The following is a 19,429-nucleotide window of genomic DNA, read 5'->3' as shown; positions in this document are numbered from 1 at the left end:
AAAAAATGATATTATCATTGAAATGCTTCAAAACATATATAATCAGTTAACAATAAACAGTACTATCATGCAAAAATATCTATTGATAATCATACAGATTCTCATTATTGGGAATGTGTGTGGACAAACAAGCCAAGATTCTTTGGCAATAATTAACTTATTAGAAAAGGAAGGGGCTACTTGGCGAATGGGTGATGCCAAAGGACACGCTGAATGTTGGGAAGTAAAACCAAACGGTCGTGTATTGATTTCGACAACTGATGGTAGAGTTTTAGATTTTTCTTCAGACCGAATTGCCAATGCCCCTGCAAGTATGATGAATGGAGGCGGTTTTTCGATTCATTCAAATTATCGGATGAGCATCGGAAACTCATCAGCTTGGGTTATTCATGACGAAGTTTCTATAAGTAAGGAGGGAAAAGAAATGCTTTCGCATGAAGTCAGAATGTTAGAAAAAATCAAAGGTCAATGGAAATTGATTGGACAATCGAACCATCAATACAACCCAGAAAAACCAAAGACAGATACTACAAGCTATATCCAAACAGTGGATATTTCAACTGGTAAAATCGAAACGGTTTTAGCAACCAACAAACATTTTGAAGCACCCAATTGGCATCCCGACAATTACCTGATTTTAAATAGCTACGGAAAACTTTATACAATTGATGTGGCTACCAAGAAAATGAATATGCTAAATACAGGTTTCGCTATAAATAATAATAATGACCACGGAATTTCGCCCGATAAAAAATGGCTGGCTATTAGTAATGTTGCACAAAACGATACTTCCAAAAAACGCTATAAATCAGCTATTTATGTATTGCCGATTGGTGGTGGAGAACCTCGAAGAATAACCACAGAAGTAATGTCGTTTTGGCATGGTTGGAGTGCTGATGGCAAAACATTGGCTTATTGTGGAGAACGAAATGGCAATTATGATATTTATACAATAGGCATTGAAGGTGGGAAAGAAAAAAGACTAACTACCACAGAAGGTTTAGATGATGGTCCAGATTATTCGCCCGATGGTAAATATATTTATTTCAATTCATATCGAACAGGACGTATGCAAATTTGGAGAATGAACGCCGATGGTTCAAATCCAGAGCAATTGACATTCGATGAAAATTCAAATTGGTTTGCACATCCATCGCCTGATGGAAAATGGATTGCATATATCTCTTATCAATCTGACGAGAAACAAGCCCATTTATTTGGGAAACAGGTAAAACTTCGTTTAATGGATATTAAAACCAAAGAAATTAAAGACTTAACACCTGTCTTCTTTGGTGGTCAAGGAACAATCAACGTCCCGTCATGGAGTGCCGATAGTAAGAAAATTGCGTTTGTGAGCTATGCAATAAAATGATAATTCAATCCTAAAATTTCAATTAATATGAAAAACGACAATTCAGCTTCAAGAAGAAAATTCTTGCAACAAATAGGTGCTACCAGTTTGGTGGCAGCTTCATCGCCATTTGCTTCATTAGCTAATCAAGCCAAAGCAGAGGAGCGAATCTTGCAATATGAACGAAATGTTTCGGCAAATGATAAAATCCGAATAGGTGTAATTGGTTATGGCGTTCAGGGTCATTTTGATTTACGAACAGCTCTAAAAGTGCCTGGGGTTGAGTTGGCAGGTATCTGCGATTTATACACAGGTAGAATAGAAAATGCCAAAGAACAATATGGAAAAGACCTTTTTACGACTACAAATTATAAGGATATTTTAGACCGAAAAGATATTGATGCCGTGTTGATTTGTACACACGATGTTTGGCATGCTCGCATAGCTATTGATGCCCTTGCTAAAGGCAAACATGTATATTGTGAAAAACCAATGATTTATAAAATTTCGGAGGGGAATCCCGTATTGGCAGCAGCAAAAAAGGCTGGTAAGATATTTCAAGTAGGAAGCCAACGTGTCAGTAGCATTGGTTATGCCAAAGCCAAAGAATTATTAGTGGCTGGCGAAATTGGTAAACTTAATATGGTAAATGCCGTATATGACCGCCAAAGTTCTATCGGAGCGTGGGAATATACGATTCCAAAAGATGCCGATGCTATGACAACCAACTGGGATAGATTTATTGAAGTTACTAATAAAATGGCTTTTGATGCTAAGAAGTTTTTCTGGTGGAGAGCATTTAAAGAAGTAGGTACGGGAGTTGCAGGCGATTTATTCATTCATTTATTGAGTGGTTCACATTTTATTACCAATTCAAAAGGTCCAGAAAGTATTTATAGCACAGGTCAGTTTAGTTATTGGAAAGATGGAAGAAACCTACCTGATGTTATGTCGGGAGTGATGCAATATCCTGATAGTGCTGAACATCCTGCATTTCAGATGACACTTCAAGTTAATTTTATAAGTGGAACTGGTGGACAAGAAATTATTCAATTGGTTGGTTCTGAAGGGGTAATTCAAGTACAAGGAAATAATATTACTCTAAAACACAGTCTAATGCCCGAAGCCCCAGGTTTTGGTGGGTATGATTCATTGTTTACTTTCTCGAAAAATATGCAAGATGAAATGACCAAAGAATACAACGCCAAATGGACTCCCGAACAACGAAAAAGACCAACTAAAGAAGATATTATTTTTAAAGCACCTTCAGGGTACGATGACCATCTCGACCACTTTACAAATTTCTTTGATTCGATACGAACTGGTAAACCAGTGATTGAAGATGCCGAATTTGGTTTCAGAGCTGCTGCTCCAGCTTTAGCTTGTAATGAAAGCTATCTAAATAAAAAAATAATCAAATGGGACCCAGTTTCGATGAAACTAAAAGCATGATGAAGCATTAAATCGTTTCCACGGATAAATAAATTTTCCGTGGAAACCAACTACCTAATTCAAGCCCCTATATTCCAAAGGACTTACACCTACCTTTTGCTTAAATAATCTTGTAAAATGCTGGGGATATTTGTAACCCAGTTCGTAGGCAATCTCGCTGATTGATTTACTTTGGTCAAAAACCTTTTCTTTAGAAATATCAATGATTTTTGTTTGAATATATTCTAAGGCAGTTTTGCCCGTCTCTTTTTTTACTAAATCTCCGAAATAATTGGCCGATAAATTCATTTTTTTGGCACAATAAGCTACCGAAGGTAAACCATTTATTTTGGGCAGATTCGAGTCAAAATAATCATTGAGTAAGTCTTCAAATCTATTCAAAATATCTTTATTGAGATTTTCACGGGTAATAAATTGTCGGTCGAAAAAACGCACACAGTAGTTTAGAAATAACTCTATGTTATTAACTATCAGCGTTTTACTGTGTTTGTCAATGCCACGTTCTAACTCTTCCTTAATCTTTGTGAAGCATTCTAACACAATTTGCCGTTCACGAGTTGAAATGTGCAAGGCTTCATTGACATGATAAGAAAAGAAACTGTATTCTTTGATGGTTCTGCCCAAAGCAGTACCACGAATAAAATCAGGGTGAAATACTAAAGCCCAACCGCTGGGTTGTACCCAAACTTCGTCAGGTAAATTAAAACCAAAAACTTGCCCAGGAGCGATAAAAATGAGCGTTTCTTCTTGATAATCATATTGGTTTCTGCCGTAAGATAATTCTTCACATTTTATGTCTTTCAAGAAAATAACATAAAGTTCAGAAAGATATTTATTGGCTTGAATTTTTACTGATTTTGACTGGTCAAGTACACTAACCAAAGGATGCAAAGTTTCTTGCCCTCTTCGAGAGTTAAATTGAGTTACGCTACTTAGTTTTTCGATTTTTTCCATGATTGCTACTATTGAATCAAAAATACGACAAATTGATGATTCATTTTGATTGAGCGTTGATTATCAGTAAAAATGGTAAATATTGCCGTAAAACAGGTAAGCGAAAATTAAGAAAAGGTCAAGAACTTTGCAAAAGACAAACAAAACTCTTTCAATGAAATCAATAACGCTTCTTTTTTGCTTTATACTCTCAATTCATTACTCTTTTGCTCAAACAACCGACAGCACTCAAACTCCAAGTTTTTTTCGTGGACAAATAAACGCCACAAACAATGGCATTTCTTTGATACCCACGTTTTCGCTGGGAAAACCTGCCGTTTTGTTTGATTTGAATATTGGAAAAGGTCGCCTAAGTTTCGACCCAATGATACGCTTTGGTATGAATGGTAAACCTTGGACTTTTGTTTTTTGGTGGCGATACAAACTTATTCAGCAAAAGAAATTTACGCTTGGATTTGGGGCTCATCCTTCGGTAGTTTTCAGAGATATTTCGGTGGTAAATAATGGAGTAACAAAAGATTATTTAGTTGCTCAACGATATTTTGCTTGGGAGGCATCGCCAAATTACATTATTAACAAAAATGCAAGTTTGGGGCTGTATTACTTAGGCTCAAAGGGTTTGACAAAAGATATTGTGCAGAATACCATTTTTGTAGCATTGCGAAGTGTTCTAAATCTGAACCTGTCGAATAAGTTTAATTTGGGTCTAATTCCACAGGCATATTATCTTAAAATGGATGATAAAGACGGCACTTACGTAAACGTAACCATCAATTTATACAAAAAGAATTTTCCGGTTTCGCTAAGTGCCATTGCTAGCAAAGCCATCAAAACAGAGATTGCAGGAAAGGATTTTTTGTGGAGCGTTGGAGTGGTTTACAACATCAATAGTAATTATAAGAAGTTGAAGTAATCATTCAATTCAAACCCCTATATTCCATCGGACTTACACCTACTTTTTGTTTAAATAATCGTGTAAAATGCTGTGGGTATTTGAATCCAATACCGTAGGCGATTTCGTTTACGGTATTGTCATTTTCATAAATTCGATTTTTAGCTTCATCAATCGTACGATTCAGAATATAATCATTGGCCGATTGGCCTGTTTCTTTCTTGATTAAATCGCCAAAGTAATTGGCTGATAAATGTAATTCGTCTGCAAAATAAGCTACTGATGGAAGTCCTATTGTTTGTGGTTTTTCTGATGCAAAATAGCTATTCAATAAGTCTTCAAAACGTTCTAAAATACCTTTGTTTACATTCTCTCGTGTGATAAATTGGTGGTCATAAAATCGTTGGCAATAATCTAAGAAAAGTTTAATGTTCGACGAAATGAGTTTTTTACTATGTTTATCAATGGGCTGTTTTAGTTCAAATTCTATTTTGGCAAAGCAGTCTAAAATAAGTTGTCGTTCATTCTCCGAAAGATGCAGGGCTTCGTTGGTTTGGTAGTCAAAAAATTTATAATTGTGTATTGTTTTTCCCAGATGCGTTCCAATTAATAAGTCAGGGTGAAAAATTAATCCATAGCCCAAAGGTTGGTAAATTACTTTAGGGTTATCTATGATTGTAAACTGATTAGGAGCATCAAGTACCAATGTTCCTGCCTGATAATCATAGTAATGGCGACCATATCTCAAATCACCAAATTTCACATCTTTCAAGATAATACTATATATTCCATCATTTTTCTGCAATAGTGCAGTTCGTTTAAAACCGCATAAATTATGAGTTAAATACAGATCCAAAAAGTCGTAGCTTTCTGAACCTTGGGTTTCTGAAAACTTTCTTATACATATCCTATATGTATAATGTGGAAAGTATAGTCCAAAAAGTAGGTTCAGTTGAATAATGAGTTCAATTGGTTTCATAGTAATTGTAGTATGAAACCTAAACATCGGAAACTCGATTGATTAGATTTCTATATTTTGCCTGCCCCATTTAGTAACAAAACTTTGTTTAGAGAGTACAAACAAACAAGCGTTTGTTTGTACCATAGAAAAGCACGATTTTTTCTATAGTATGAGATTAAATGTATAGATTCGAAATGTTTTAATTTAAGTAGCGGCTCAAATATTTAATTTATCAAATTGATCAATCCAAGAAAAGATTGGTAACTAAACCAACTCTTCATTAGATTTAAAAACTTGGTTCAATAAACTTCAATTTGAAAATATGGCTGAACATACTTTTTGAACCGTTTTATCTTTAAAATTTATATCCAAGCATTTTCTGAAATGATTGGTTCAGAAAGCTACGACTTTCTGGGCTATCTATCCTTTACCTTATCTCTTTACGAAATTTTAAAATTTTGTAATTCAGTTCACACCAAAGACATATATTTTCTATTCATAGACAATGTTTCATGCCCTTAAATAATAGAACTTTGTTTAAATCCTATTTACTAAACTACCATCAGTTACAAAATTCTACTTTTATTAAAAAAAAACTTGTAATTATTATATTTTTATTATTTTTGCATTGTAATAGAATAGAATAGTATAGATCAGAATAGAATAGTATATCAACATTCATTTTTTTCTTATTTAAACTATGAAAATCTATTTTAATTTTTTTCCAATCAAAAATAAATGACCTATGAACAAAAAAATTATTTTCAAATGCCTGCTGGTGTTTGCAATTGGTTTTGTGAGTTTGCCCGCAGCACTTGCTATACCAATTGTTAAATCAATGGAGCAGAAAGTTACAGGTAAAGTAACGGATGAAAATGGCAATGGTATGCCAGGTGTAAACATTACTGTAAAGGGTTCTCCAAAAGGAACTACAACTGACGTTTCAGGTAATTATTCAATATCTGTACCTGAAAAAAATTCAGTGTTAGTGTTTTCATTTACTGGCTATTTACTTCAAGAAATAACTGTGGGTAGCCAAAGTGTAATTGATGTAAAATTAGAAGTAGATTCTAAAACTTTGGAAGAAGTTGTTGTTGTGGGATACGGTACACAACGTAAAGTTGATTTGACAGGTGCTGTTGGCTCGATTACAAACAAAGATATTGTTAGCAGACCATATACAAATCCTGACCAAATTCTCGGTGGACGTGTTTCGGGGGTTCATATTGCTAATAGAAGTGGTGATCCAGGAGCTCCTATTGATGTGCGTATTCGTGGAGTTGGTACTACTGGTAATAACCAACCTCTTTGGGTAATTGATGGCGTGCCGATTGTACAAACCAGCAATATTACTGTAAATACTGCTTCATACACAGAGTCAAATCCATTGGCTGGTATAAACCCTGCTGATATCGAATCAATGGATATTCTGAAAGATGCTTCTGCAGCTGCTATTTATGGAGCGAGAGCTGCCAATGGTGTGGTGATTATTACTACAAAAAGAGGTAAAGAAGGACGTACCACAGCAACTTATGATGGCTATTATGGCATACAATATGTGCCTCAAAATCGTCGTCTAAATATGCTAAATTCTGACCAATATATAGCCTTACAAAAAGATTTAGGACGTGATTTGTCGAAGTTTGCTGGTAAACCAACTTTCGATTGGCAAGATGCTATTTTCCAAAGTGGTGCAGTTCGTAATCATAATATGACTATAAGTGGCGGTACTCAAACTCTCAACTTCAATATTGCAGGAGGTTATCTTGGACAAGATGGCGTAGAAAAAGGACAAGATTTTCAACGTTACTCATTTAAAGCAAATGTAGATGCAAAGGTTGGTAAATATTTAAAATTTGGAGAATCAGCCTTAATTACAGCAACCGACCGCTTAACGCAATCTGAAGGCGGAAACTTTGCAGCATTTAATGGAGCAAGAAATGCCCCTTATTTTCAAGCGTACGATGCCTCTGGAAATTATAATGAGTCTAATGGCACTACAAGAGGTGATGGAGCAAATGCTGCCAATTATCTTTGGGCAACTGATACCAAATATAATGAAACACGAGTAAAAAGCCGCAAAATTTTGGGAAATGTTTATGGTGAGTTCGAGCCAATCGAAGGATTAAAGTATCGTTTGACGGTTGGTATGGACTATAATGTGGCGGATGGATTTTTCTTTCAAGAAAAAGAGCCTCTTAACTTTGGTACAGCAGGAACGCCAAATCGTTCATCTTTATTGGTTCAAGAACGACCGATTGAGCAAACCACTAATATTACCAATACTTTAACTTATCACAAAAAATTTGGTAAAAGTGATCTTACTTTCATGGCAGGATATGAAGAAACAAATTTCCGCTTTGACAAAGTTCGTTTACAAGGTAGAGATTTATTCAATAGTAATATTCGTTTTGCATCGGTTGCTACAACTGTTGCAGGTGCAAATGAAGCTGATATTTGGGCATTAAGAGGTTTGCTGGGTAGAGTATTTTATTCTTACAATGACAAATATTTGTTAACAGCAAATGTCCGTAGAGATGAGTCTTCACGTTTTTCTAAGGAAAATAGAGCTGGTGTTTTTCCTTCTGTTTCAGTTGGTTGGAAAATTAATAAAGAAAACTTCCTGTCTAATATATCAGCTATTGACGATTGGAAAATTCGTGCAAGTTGGGGACAATCAGGGAATCAATTTACTGGACAAAACTTTGCGTACCTACCTTCACTTACCACAACCATTTTTTATGTAGCGGGTGATGGACAAACAGTTGTTCGTGGCCCATCTCCAACGGTATTTGCCAACAAAGATTTGAAGTGGGAAACCAGTACACAAGTGGATTTTGGAACAGATTTAAGTTTATACAAGGGTAAAATCAGCATCACAGCCGATTATTTCCAAAAAACTTCAAATGATGTTTTATTGAGTTTACCAATTCCTATGTCTTCGGGATATTTCTTACCTGCTGATGCCAATTTAGGTCAAATTAAAAACAAAGGATTTGAATTCGCTATTGATTATCGCAATAGAGCAGGTGCTTTGAAGTATAGCATTGGTGCTAATATCACCACTGTTCAAAATAAGGTTACGTCTTTAGGCGGTATTCCTGAGATAATTTCAGGAACGGGTGGCGGTCAAACGCACCGTACATCAGTTGGTGAACCAATAGGTTATTTTTATGGCTACAAAACGAATGGAATTTATCAATCTCAAGCTGAAATTGATGCTGACAAAACAGTTGATGCCAATTCCGCTAAACGTTCACCAGGCGATATACGTTTCGTTGACGTAAATGGCGATGGTAAAATTGATGCCAATGACCGTACTAATATTGGTAGCTCAATTCCAGGCTTTTATTATGGTATAAATGGTTCAGTTGGCTATAAAAACTTTGATTTTTCAATACTATTCCAAGGCGTTGGGGATGTGAAAATATATAATTCAGCGAGAGCAGGACTTGAAAATATGAGAGATGGTAGTAATCAGTTAGCTACAGTTTTGGAGCGATGGACAGCCTCAAACCCAAGTACAACAATACCAAGAGCTACCGGAGATGACCCTAATAATAATAGTCGTTACTCTGACCGATGGATAGAAAATGGCTCATATCTTCGTATTAAAAACTTACAAATTGGATACACAATTCCTGCTTCTGCACTCGACAAGTTGCCAGGAAAGTTTCTTAGTGGTTCAAGAGTATTTATTGGTGCTCAAAATTTAGCAACAATCACCAAATATAAAGGCTATGATCCAGAAGTTACCAGAGGAGCGAGTTTCCAAAAAGGAGAATTTTCATTAGCAAATGGGCAAGATTCGGGTGGGTCGCCACAACCAACAATTGTTCAATTTGGCTGGCAGCTTAATTTTTAAGAACCAAGAAATCATTAAAATACTGTGTTTTTTTAATGGTATGATAGTCAGTGTTTTATGATTTTTATTTGAGAATTCTTAATTCAATTTAAAACCTTATTTTAACAAAATGAACAAAAACATATATATCAGAGGAGCTATTTTAGCAGCAATAGCCACTTTTATGATTGTACAGGCCTGTAATAATCTTGACTTACAGCCGCTTGACAAAGTTACAACCGTAACTTATTATAAAACTGCTAACGACTTTGACGGGGCAATTTTTTCTGCCTATTCCTCAATGCAAGATATTTGGGGTACAAGTACTGAAACATTGAATGAGCGAGGTGAATATTGGTCATTGTCTTTGACAACCACCGATGATGTGGAAGTAAACACTAAAGCAGGAAATAGCGGTGGCGATTATAATAATGCACGTTCACTGGATAATCTATTTCTGCGTGCATCAGATACGCCTTTTGCTGCTCTTTATACACAAATATACGAAGGAATCCTTAGAGCAAACTTGGTAATCGAAGCGGCAGGTAATGGCACAAATTCACTCACTGCCGAGCAGAAAACAAAATATGTTGCAGAAGCTAAATTCTTACGTGCATTTTATCATTTTTTAGCTTTGCAAGCATGGGGAACGCCTCCATTAGTTTTAGAAGTAAAAAAAGACATCAACAATTTGGCAGTAGGAAATGCAACAAAAGACCAACTTTATACAGCAATTTTAGCTGATTTTAAAGATGCTTTTGCTGGACTTCCAGCAAAATGGGATGCATCAAATACTGGAAGAGCGACCAAATGGGCTGCTCGTGCTTATGAAGGAAAAGTAAATGTTTGGAAAAAAGATTATGCTGCTGCGATCACTGCATTTGAAGATGTGAGAAAGAGTGGGGTTTATAAATTGATGGCAAACTATGAAGATGTATTTTCTTTCACTAAAGAAAATAACTCAGAATCTATTTTTGAGATTCAATACGGCGGACCTTTTTCTGATGACAACCTTTGGGTTTTTGATGATACACACTCAGAAGCATTCAAGGCATCACAAGGAACTGGCAGAGTTTGGTATTGGGACCCAAGTGGTGATGCAGGAAATCCATCAGGCGGGTTGGGTTGGTTTATTCCGACTAAAAACTTAGTGGATGAGTTTGAAAAAGGTGATACACGCTTAAATGGTTCGATTTATCAAGCGGGCGATGATTTTTATGACAGAGGTAATTCAACTCCTATTCCTTACCTCACTTCATGGTCTTCTTCTGGATTTAGTATCAAAAAATATTTTGGTAAGGCGAATGCTATTCCTGCGGCCTATTCACCAAATGGCCAAGCTGGATTTAATAATGAGAGGTATTATCGTTATGCAGAAATGTTACTTTTATATGCAGAAGCATTGATTGAATCGGGAAAAACTGCCGAAGGTTTAGCAGTCATCAATAATGAAATCAGAACAAGAGCGGGCTTAAAAGCTACAACAATTACGGATGCTCGAAAAGCACTCCGCCACGAAAAAAGAGTGGAAATGGCATTTGAGCCTCATCGTTGGTATGACATTACTCGTTGGGGAATTGGTAAAGAAGTTTTTGGAGCAAAATGGGATGATAAATATAATGTATTCCCTTTCCCACAAGCTGAAATAAATCGCAGTAATGGCTTATTAAAGCAAAATACTGGTTATTAAATAGCTGTATTTATGATGAAATTTGTAAATCATAAATAGGTTGTAATTAATAAAGGTAAGTCGTTGGCTTACCTTTTATTCTAAAGATAATACTTGAATCCAAGTAGTTTTGTTTCAATAGATTTGTAATAGGAGCAGAACCAAAATCTGCTTCTTATTCTCAAAAATTAAGATATAATTCTCTTTTCTTATGTCAAAAATTACAAAATTTATCTTGTTTAGCTTCATTGTCTTATGTTTTAATAATTGCCGACCTGATAAATCGAAGCAATTATTCAAGCAATTACCTGCACAAGAAACAGGGATAAATTTTATCAACCAACTTAGTTATTCTGATTCGTTAACCGTACTTGAATTTGAATATATGTTCAATGGTGCAGGCGTAGCTTTGGCAGATATAAACAATGATGGCTTACTTGATATTTTTTTTGCTGGAAACATGGTTTCAAGTAAACTGTATTTGAATAAAGGTAGGAAGAATGGTGCCTCGATACATTTTGAGGATATTACCGAAAAAGCAGGTGTAAAAACTGAGGGTTGGGCGTATGGAGTTTCAGTGGTAGATATTAACCAAGATGGATTTCAAGATTTTTACATCTGTAAGGCAGGAAATCGGAAAACGCCAGCTTCGGAGATGAAGAACTTGTTTTTTATTAATAATGGTGATAATACATTCACTGAAAAAGCGGCTGAAATGAAATTGGATGATGATGGTTATGATATTCAAACAGCGTTTTTTGATTATGACAAAGATGGAGATTTGGATATGTATTTGCTGCGAAATGCTTTTGTGAATTATAATAGGAATGTATCGAAACCTCGCCAAAATGATGGACAATCGCCTACAACTGATAAATTATTTAGGAATGATAGTCCGAAAGGAACTAAAATAAATGCTGACCTAAAAGGCATTGTCTTTACCGATGTTTCCAAAGAAGCAGGAATCTTGTTTGAAGGTTTTGGTTTGGGTGTAGCAATCAATGATATTAATAATGATAACTACCCCGATATTTATGTATCAAATGATTTTTTGACAAATGATTTGGTCTATATTAATAATAAAAACGGGACTTTTAGCAACAAAGCCAGTACAATGCTGCACCATCAAACCTATAACGGTATGGGAAATGATTTGGCAGATATTAATAATGATGGCTTGACAGATATTATGGTTGTGGATATGCTTCCACCTGACAACAAACGGTGGAAATTGACCATGATGGGAAATACCTATGATGTTTTTGAGCAAAATGTTCGGTATGGCTATGAACCTCAATATGTAAGAAATACCTTGCAATTGAATAATGGAGATGGTTCTTTTAGCGAAATAGGACAATTATCAGGGGTTCATGCAACTGAATGGAGTTGGTCGCCGCTTTTTGCAGATTATGATAATGATGGTTATAAAGATTTATTCATAGCCAATGGTTATCGCCAAGATGTAACAAATTTAGACTTTATAATGTATGGGAAAAAAGCCTTGTTTATGGGTACGCCCGAAGGTAATCGCCAAGAACGGTTAAAAGAACTTGCGAAATTTTCAGGCATTAATGTGCATAATTATATATATAAGAACAATGCAGGAAATCTAACTTTTACAGACGTTTCCGAAAAATGGGGGCTTGATGCACCTTCATACTCAAACGGTGCTGTTTATGGTGATTTGGATAATGATGGTGATTTGGATTTAGTAACCAATAATCTTGACCAAGTAGCATCAATTTATGAAAACCAATTGAATAGAATTGAACCAAATCATCAATGGTTACGCCTCAATTTTAAAGATGAAGCAGGAAATCGTGACGGTTTAGGAACAAAAGTTTGGGTTTGGCAAAAGGGAAAAATGCAGTATAATTATTTTTCGCCTTATCGTGGTTATCTTTCTACGGTTGAACCCTTTTTGCATTTTGGTTTACAAAAAGGTGGAATTGACAGCCTAAAGGTGCTTTGGAATGATGGAAAAGAGCAAATTATCAAGAATCCAAAGAATAATCAAATCCTAACTTTGGATAATCGGAATGCTCAGTTTCCTAAAAAAATAAAAGAAAATGCAGCCTCAGAAACTCTTTTTTCAGAGTGTAGCCAAGAAACGCAAATACAATATCAACACCACGAAAATAATTTTGTGGATTTCAAAACACAAGCCTTATTGCCACGCCTAAACTCTCGAAATGGACCAGGTTTAGCAGTTGCTGATGTCAATGCTGATGGTTTAGAAGATTTTTATGTAGGTGGAGCAGCAGAACAAGCAGGGAAATTATTTATTCAGCAAAAAAATGGCAAGTTTTTACCTCAAAAAATTGCCCAAGATACCCTCTCCGATGATATGGGAGCATTGTTTTTTGATGCTGACAACGATGGCGACCAAGATTTATATATAGTAAGTGGCGGAGTAGCAAGCCCAAAAGAAGGAGACCCAATTTATCAACATCGCTTGTATATAAATAACGGAAAAGGTAAGGATGCATTACCAATATTTACAAGGGATTTGCAAGCATTGCCAAACATAAATTCCAGTGGTTCGAGCATTGTAGCTACTGACTTTGACCATGACGGTGATTTAGATTTATTTGTCGGTGGCAGAGTTCGTCCAAATGAGTATCCATTAACACCAAGGAGCTATTTGTTGAAAAACACAAAAGGCAAATTCACAGACATAACACCCTCCGAACTTAAAAATATTGGCATGGTAACTTCTGTCCTTTGGACAGATTACGACAATGACGGCTGGCAAGATTTAATGCTTGCAGGTGAATTTATGCCTATCACTTTTGTCAAAAACGAGAAAGGTAAAATCGTAAACCGTAAATCTGAAATCGTAAATTCAAAGGGTTGGTGGAATAGCCTCGTAGCTGGTGATTTCGATAAAGATGGTGACATTGATTATGTGGCAGGAAACCTTGGACTAAATTCGCCCTACAAGGCAAGTACGAAAGAACCTGTCTGTATTTATGCCAAAGATTATGATAAAAATGGACTTTTAGACCCAATTATGTGTCATTTTGTTGATGGGGAAGAACAAATAGTTCATGCACGAGATGATTTGAATAAGCAAATTACGGCTATGCGTACGAGGTTTAATGATTATACAACTTATGCCGAAACTCCTTTTCATAAATCCTTTACCAATAGTGAATTAGCCGATGCCTACATTGTAAAAAGCGAACGATTTGAAAGTTCTTATATCGAAAATTTAGGCAACGGAAAATTTACCATACATAGCTTGCCAGTTGAGGCTCAGTTCTCACCAATTTTCGGAATGTTGTGCCAAGATTTTGATAATGATGGAAATTTGGATGTCTTGGCAGTCGGCAATTCCTTTGCTACCGAAGTACAAACTGGTCGGTACGATGCACGAGGAAGTTTATTGCTTCGTGGCGATGGAAAAGGAAATTTTAAGCCCGACCACAAACGACTAAATATTGTTGGAGATAATAAATCAATAGCTTATTTATCAAAAAACGATGGTTCTGACTTGATTTTGATAGGTAGCAATAATAGTTCGTTGAAGACTTTTAAAGTAAATCCATCGAATAGTAGCAAGCAAATAGCCCTTTTACCAACCGATGCTTATGCCATCATTACCGAAAACGACAACAAAAAACACAAGCAAGAATTTTATTTTGGAAACACCTATTTATCACAAAGTAGTCGAAGAATAAACGTTTCAACCAAAGTAAAATCAGTAGAAATTGTAAGTTTTAATGGTAAAAAAAGACAAATACCCTTGTAATAAGTGGTCTGTATGACGAATATAATGCAAAAAATATCATTGCTTTTTTATAAAAATCACTCTTTCAGAGGCAGCATATTGTTTCTTTTGGGGAGTTGCTTATTCTTTTCATGTAAACCAAAAGATACCCTTTTTCAAGTGCTTTCATCATCTGAAACAGGTGTGAAATTTGTCAACAAAGTAGAGGAAAATGACGAATACAATGTGCTGGAATACATGAATATCTACACAGGTGCAGGGGTTGCAGCAGGCGATATTAACAATGACGGCTTACCCGATTTGTTTTTTAGCGGCAATCAAACTTCGTGTAAACTTTACTTGAATAAAGGAGCTTTGAACTTTGAAGACATTACTGAAAAAGCTGGGCTAAAAACTGACCGTTGGTGTACGGGTGTTTCGATGGTAGATATTAACCAAGACGGTTGGTTGGACATCTATGTGAATGTTTCAGGAAGTCCAAAATTTGGCAATCTGGCAAATCTACTTTATGTCAATAACGGTAGAAATGCCAAAGGCGAAATTACTTTCACCGAAAAAGCTGAAGAATACGGCATTGCAGAAAAACGCCAAACAATGAATGCCTCCTTTTTTGATTACGATAAAGATGGTGATTTAGATTTGTTTTTAATAACCAACCCAGCCGATGAAATGCTGACTGGCGTAAATAGCCTAAACGGAAGAAAACTGCAAGGAGAATCAGCAGGAACAGATATTTTATATAGAAATGATGGCAACCAAAATGGTTTGTCTCCACGATTTACCGACGTTTCAAAAGAAGCTGGTATTTTGAACGATGGATATAGTTTGGGATGTGCCATTAGCGATGTAAATGGCGATGGATTTCCCGATATTTATGTGTCTAATGATTTTTTGTCAAACGATATTTTGTATATAAATAATCAAGATGGGACTTTTACCGACAAAGCTTCTCAATACTTAAAACACACAAGTTTTGCTTCGATGGGCAATGACATTGCCGATTTTAATAATGATGGCTTACCCGATATTTGCGTGCTTGATATGTTGCCCGAAGATAATTTTCGCAAAAAAATGCTTATTCCGACGGCAAATTATGACAAATTTCAACTATCGCTAAAACTTGGTTATAATCCGTCTTATACTCGGAATACTTTACAACTCAATAACGGAAATCAAACTTTCAGTGAAATTGCTTTTCTTTCAGGCGTAAGTGCCACCGATTGGAGTTGGAGTTCTTTATTGGCTGATTATGACAATGATGGCGATAAAGATTTGATGGTTACCAATGGGTTTTACCGAGATTTGGGTAATTTGGATTACATAAATTACCAAGCCAGCCAGCAATCGCCTATGGGGACAATGGAAGCAAAACGCAAAGAAAAATTAAAGGCAATCCATAATTTAGACAATGTTCCGCTGCAAAATTACCTTTTTGAAAATAATGGAAATCTGACTTTTACGAAGCGTTCAGATGAATGGGGATTTACAGAAAAAGGATTTTCAAATGGAGCTTGTTATGCTGATTTAGATAATGATGGTGACTTAGATTTGGTTATTAATTGCTTTAATAGTGAAGCAAAAATTTATAAAAACCGCTCAAATGAACGCTCAAAAAACAATTTTTTGACTGTAAAGTTCAACGGTAAAAAGCCAAATTTACAAGGAATTGACTCAAAAGTTTGGCTTTTTTCAGATGGTAAAATGCAGTTTCAAGAACTCAATCCTTATCGTGGTTATGAATCAACGATGGACACAAAACTCGTCTTTGGATTGGGTAAAACACCAAAAATTGATAGCGTTGTTGTGGAATGGTCAGACGGGAAAAGGCAGACAATTTTTCAGCCAAAAGCCAATCAAGTATTGATAATCAATTATTTACCGCAAAGTTATTTTCCACAAAAAACTACAAATGAGTTACTATTTAATGAAATTGCTGATAAACTTGGTATAAATTATGACCACCAAGAAAACAATTTCGCTGATTTTAAAGAGCAAGTTTTACTACCCCATTTGCACTCAAAATTGGGGCCGTTCATTGCCGTTGGCGATATAAATGGAGATAAATTGGAAGATTTCTATGTGGGTGCAGCATCAGGGTATAATGGAAGTTTTTTTATTCAAAGTCGTAATGGAAGTTTTAACCAAAAAGTCTTGACAAAAAATAATATTCAAGCAGAAGAAACAGGTGTTTTGCTTTTTGATGCCGATAATGATAAAGATTTAGATTTATATACTGTCAGTGGAGGCTCAGAAAACCCCGAAGGCTCAGATGAACAACAAGATAGTTTTTATGAAAATGAGGGAAATGGAAATTTCCATTTTGTAACAAACTCTCTGCCCGATACAAAAGCAAGCGGTTCATGCGTTTCTGCCTGTGATTTTGATAAAGACGGTGATTTAGACTTATTCGTCGGCGGTAGAGTTCGCCCAAATGAATATCCATTAGCTCCAAGAAGTTACTTATTGAAAAATTCAAAAGGAAAATTCATAGACATAACTCCTCCCGAACTACAAAACATTGGCATGGTAACCTCCGCCATTTGGATAGATTACGACAATGACGGCTGGCACGATCTATTGCTTGCAGGTGAATTTATGCCTATCACTTTATTTAAAAATGGAAAAGGAAAAGTAGTTCACAAATCTGAAATTGTAAATTCATCTGGTTGGTGGAATAGCCTTGCCGCAGGTGATTTTGATAATGATGGTGATATAGATTTTATCGCTGGAAATTTAGGATTAAATACTCGTTATCGTGCAAGTGTCGAAGAACCACTATCAATTTATGCCAAAGATTTTGATAAAAATGGGAGAATAGACCCGATTATGGGCTATTTCGTACAACATGAAAAACATATTTTTCATACCCGTGATGAACTGATTACACAGATTCCTGCCATGAAATCAAGGTTTACCTCCTACGAAAAATATGCCCAAGCAACCTTTGTAGAATCATTCTTAAAAGAAGAAATAGCCAATGCGTATGTACTACAAAGTGTATGTTTTGAAAGTAGTTATTTTGAAAACAAAGGCAATGGTCAATTTAAAAGAATAGCCTTGCCAATAGAGTCTCAATTTGCTCCAGTGAATGGAATACTAATCGGAGATTATAACAATGATAGTCATTTAGATATACTGTTGGCGGGAAATTCTTATGATACAGAAACATCAACTGGTCGGTACGATGCAGGAACAGGCTTACTTTTAACAGGAAATGGCAAAGGAGATTTCAATGTAAACAGAAGTGCCAAGACGGGTTTCATAGCAGATAAAGATGTAAAAAGTTTAGCAGAAATTCGTGCTACTGATGGTTCAAAAGTAATTCTTGTTGGTAATAATTCAGCTAAAATAGAAGCCTATAAATACAAAAAGAAATAATATAATGGAACTGAGTTTAGAAGAAATAAAAGAAAAATTTACCGAGAAATTTCATCAATCACCACAACTAATCGTACGTTCTCCTGGACGTATCAATCTTATAGGTGAACATACAGATTACAACGGTGGCTTTGTTTTACCTGCCGCCATTGACCGAGAAATATATTTTGCAATTAGTACAAGAAATGATAATTATTGCCACGTTTACGCCCAAAATTTAAATGAATTTGAAATATTTTCTATCGAAAAAGTGGAAAGAAGTAGGCATAATTGGTCAGATTATTTAAAAGGGGTTATACAACAAATACAAAATTATGGTTTTAAAATCGCAGGCTTTAACCTTGTTTTTGGAGGAAATATCCCTTTCGGAGCTGGTGTGTCTTCATCAGCAGCATTAGAAACAGGTCTGGCTTTTGCTTTAAATCAACTTTTTGATTTTCAGATTCCAAAAATGGAATTAGTGAAACTTTGTCAACGTGCCGAAAATGAATTTGTTGGCTTGCAATGTGGTATTATGGATATGTTTGCATCTACAATGGGGAAAGAAAATTCGGTCATTCGATTAGACTGTCGCTCGCTAGAATATGCTTATTTCCCTTTTCTGCAAGATAAATATTCAATAATTCTTTGTGATACAGGCGTAAAACATTCGCTTGGAAATTCAGAATATAATACCCGCCGTCAAGAATGTGAGCTTGGTGTGAAAATTTTACAAAAACATTATCCAAAAATTCAACATTTGAGAGACGTTTCCTCAAAAATGTTAAACTCGCATGCACAAGAATTTGACCAAATAACGCTGAAACGTTGCCGCTACGTAGTACAGGAAATTGAGAGAGTAATTGCTGCCTGTGAAGATTTACAGAATAATGATTTGGTGGCATTTGGAAAAAAAATGTATCAAACACATCAAGAACTTCGTGATGATTATGAGGTCAGTTGTGAAGAGTTAGACTTTTTAGTAGCAGAAACACAAAAGTTTTCCCCCGAAAGCACCAATTTGGTACTTGGTTCAAGAATGATGGGTGGTGGTTTCGGTGGTTGTACAATAAATATTGTCAAAAAAGAACAAGTAGACAATTTTATGTCTGCAATAGCATCAGCATATCAAATACAATTTAATAGAAAATTGATTTGTCACAAAATTAGCATTCAAGAGGGTACAAGTATTGCCTTTGAAAAAGAACTCGTTTAG

At 35.6% G+C, this 19,429-nt stretch carries 10 protein-coding genes; 8 read left to right on the top strand and 2 right to left on the bottom strand.

What is annotated here, in order from left to right; genetic code table 11:
* Positions 1 to 67 precede the first annotated feature (67 nt).
* On the top strand, positions 68 to 1,372 hold the full coding sequence (locus MJQ71_RS19435) for a TolB family protein (protein ID WP_238808605.1): 1,305 nt from the start codon (positions 68 to 70) through the stop codon (positions 1,370 to 1,372).
* A 27-nt stretch (positions 1,373 to 1,399) separates the two neighbouring features.
* Positions 1,400 to 2,803 carry a Gfo/Idh/MocA family protein gene (locus tag MJQ71_RS19430; RefSeq protein ID WP_238808604.1) on the top strand — a complete coding sequence of 468 codons (1,404 nt, stop codon included), beginning with the start codon at positions 1,400 to 1,402 and terminating at the stop codon, positions 2,801 to 2,803.
* A gap of 54 nt (positions 2,804 to 2,857) precedes the next feature.
* On the opposite strand, the gene MJQ71_RS19425 is transcribed toward MJQ71_RS19430, so the two are convergent.
* Positions 2,858 to 3,757, bottom strand: a complete 900-nt coding sequence (locus MJQ71_RS19425) for a helix-turn-helix domain-containing protein (RefSeq protein ID WP_238808603.1) — start codon at positions 3,755 to 3,757, stop codon at positions 2,858 to 2,860.
* Between the two features lie 154 nt (positions 3,758 to 3,911).
* Here MJQ71_RS19425 and MJQ71_RS19420 point away from each other — a divergent pair, with 154 nt between their 5' ends.
* The gene (locus MJQ71_RS19420; RefSeq protein WP_238808602.1) at positions 3,912 to 4,670 is read left to right on the top strand and encodes a hypothetical protein; all 759 of its coding nucleotides are present in this window, start codon (positions 3,912 to 3,914) and stop codon (positions 4,668 to 4,670) included.
* 4 nt (positions 4,671 to 4,674) lie between these two features.
* Here MJQ71_RS19420 and MJQ71_RS19415 read toward each other — a convergent pair whose 3' ends face one another.
* Positions 4,675 to 5,628: a helix-turn-helix domain-containing protein gene (locus MJQ71_RS19415; RefSeq protein ID WP_238808601.1), complete on the bottom strand. Its 954-nt coding sequence runs from the start codon at positions 5,626 to 5,628 to the stop codon at positions 4,675 to 4,677.
* Positions 5,629 to 6,355: 727 nt separating this feature from the next.
* Here MJQ71_RS19415 and MJQ71_RS19410 point away from each other — a divergent pair.
* The 5 genes from MJQ71_RS19410 (at position 6,356) to MJQ71_RS19390 (ending at position 19,429) form a co-directional block, all read left to right on the top strand.
* Positions 6,356 to 9,475 carry a SusC/RagA family TonB-linked outer membrane protein gene (locus tag MJQ71_RS19410; RefSeq protein WP_238808600.1) on the top strand — a complete coding sequence of 1,040 codons (3,120 nt, stop codon included), beginning with the start codon at positions 6,356 to 6,358 and terminating at the stop codon, positions 9,473 to 9,475.
* Between the two features lie 109 nt (positions 9,476 to 9,584).
* Entirely contained in the window at positions 9,585 to 11,144 is a 1,560-nt protein-coding gene (locus tag MJQ71_RS19405; protein WP_238808599.1) for a RagB/SusD family nutrient uptake outer membrane protein, read from the top strand.
* A 190-nt stretch (positions 11,145 to 11,334) separates the two neighbouring features.
* Positions 11,335 to 14,877, top strand: coding sequence for a VCBS repeat-containing protein (locus MJQ71_RS19400; RefSeq protein WP_238808598.1), 3,543 nt, complete (start codon positions 11,335 to 11,337; stop codon positions 14,875 to 14,877).
* A 138-nt stretch (positions 14,878 to 15,015) separates the two neighbouring features.
* Positions 15,016 to 18,234 carry a VCBS repeat-containing protein gene (locus MJQ71_RS19395; RefSeq protein ID WP_238808597.1) on the top strand — a complete coding sequence of 1,073 codons (3,219 nt, stop codon included), beginning with the start codon at positions 15,016 to 15,018 and terminating at the stop codon, positions 18,232 to 18,234.
* A 4-nt stretch (positions 18,235 to 18,238) separates the two neighbouring features.
* A complete protein-coding gene (locus MJQ71_RS19390) occupies positions 18,239 to 19,429 on the top strand; it encodes a galactokinase (protein WP_238808596.1) in 1,191 nt (396 codons plus the stop codon).

This window comes from Emticicia aquatica (assembly GCF_923079645.1).
Taxonomy (GTDB): Bacteria; Bacteroidota; Bacteroidia; order Cytophagales; family Spirosomataceae; genus Emticicia; species Emticicia aquatica.
Note: the sequence above shows the minus strand (reverse complement) of the source record. Positions and strands in the feature narration are given on the sequence as shown.

Bases quoted from the DNA above. Each gene is read 5' to 3' on its own strand.
- MJQ71_RS19420 (WP_238808602.1), top strand. From the start codon at position 3,912: ATGAAATCAATAACGCTTCTTTTTTGCTTTATACTCTCAATTCATTAC.
- MJQ71_RS19430 (WP_238808604.1), top strand. From the start codon at position 1,400: ATGAAAAACGACAATTCAGCTTCAAGAAGAAAATTCTTGCAACAAATA.
- MJQ71_RS19435 (WP_238808605.1), top strand. From the start codon at position 68: ATGCAAAAATATCTATTGATAATCATACAGATTCTCATTATTGGGAAT.
- MJQ71_RS19415 (WP_238808601.1), bottom strand. From the start codon at position 5,628: ATGAAACCAATTGAACTCATTATTCAACTGAACCTACTTTTTGGACTA.
- MJQ71_RS19390 (WP_238808596.1), top strand. From the start codon at position 18,239: ATGGAACTGAGTTTAGAAGAAATAAAAGAAAAATTTACCGAGAAATTT.
- MJQ71_RS19400 (WP_238808598.1), top strand. From the start codon at position 11,335: ATGTCAAAAATTACAAAATTTATCTTGTTTAGCTTCATTGTCTTATGT.
- MJQ71_RS19405 (WP_238808599.1), top strand. From the start codon at position 9,585: ATGAACAAAAACATATATATCAGAGGAGCTATTTTAGCAGCAATAGCC.
- MJQ71_RS19410 (WP_238808600.1), top strand. From the start codon at position 6,356: ATGAACAAAAAAATTATTTTCAAATGCCTGCTGGTGTTTGCAATTGGT.
- MJQ71_RS19425 (WP_238808603.1), bottom strand. From the start codon at position 3,757: ATGGAAAAAATCGAAAAACTAAGTAGCGTAACTCAATTTAACTCTCGA.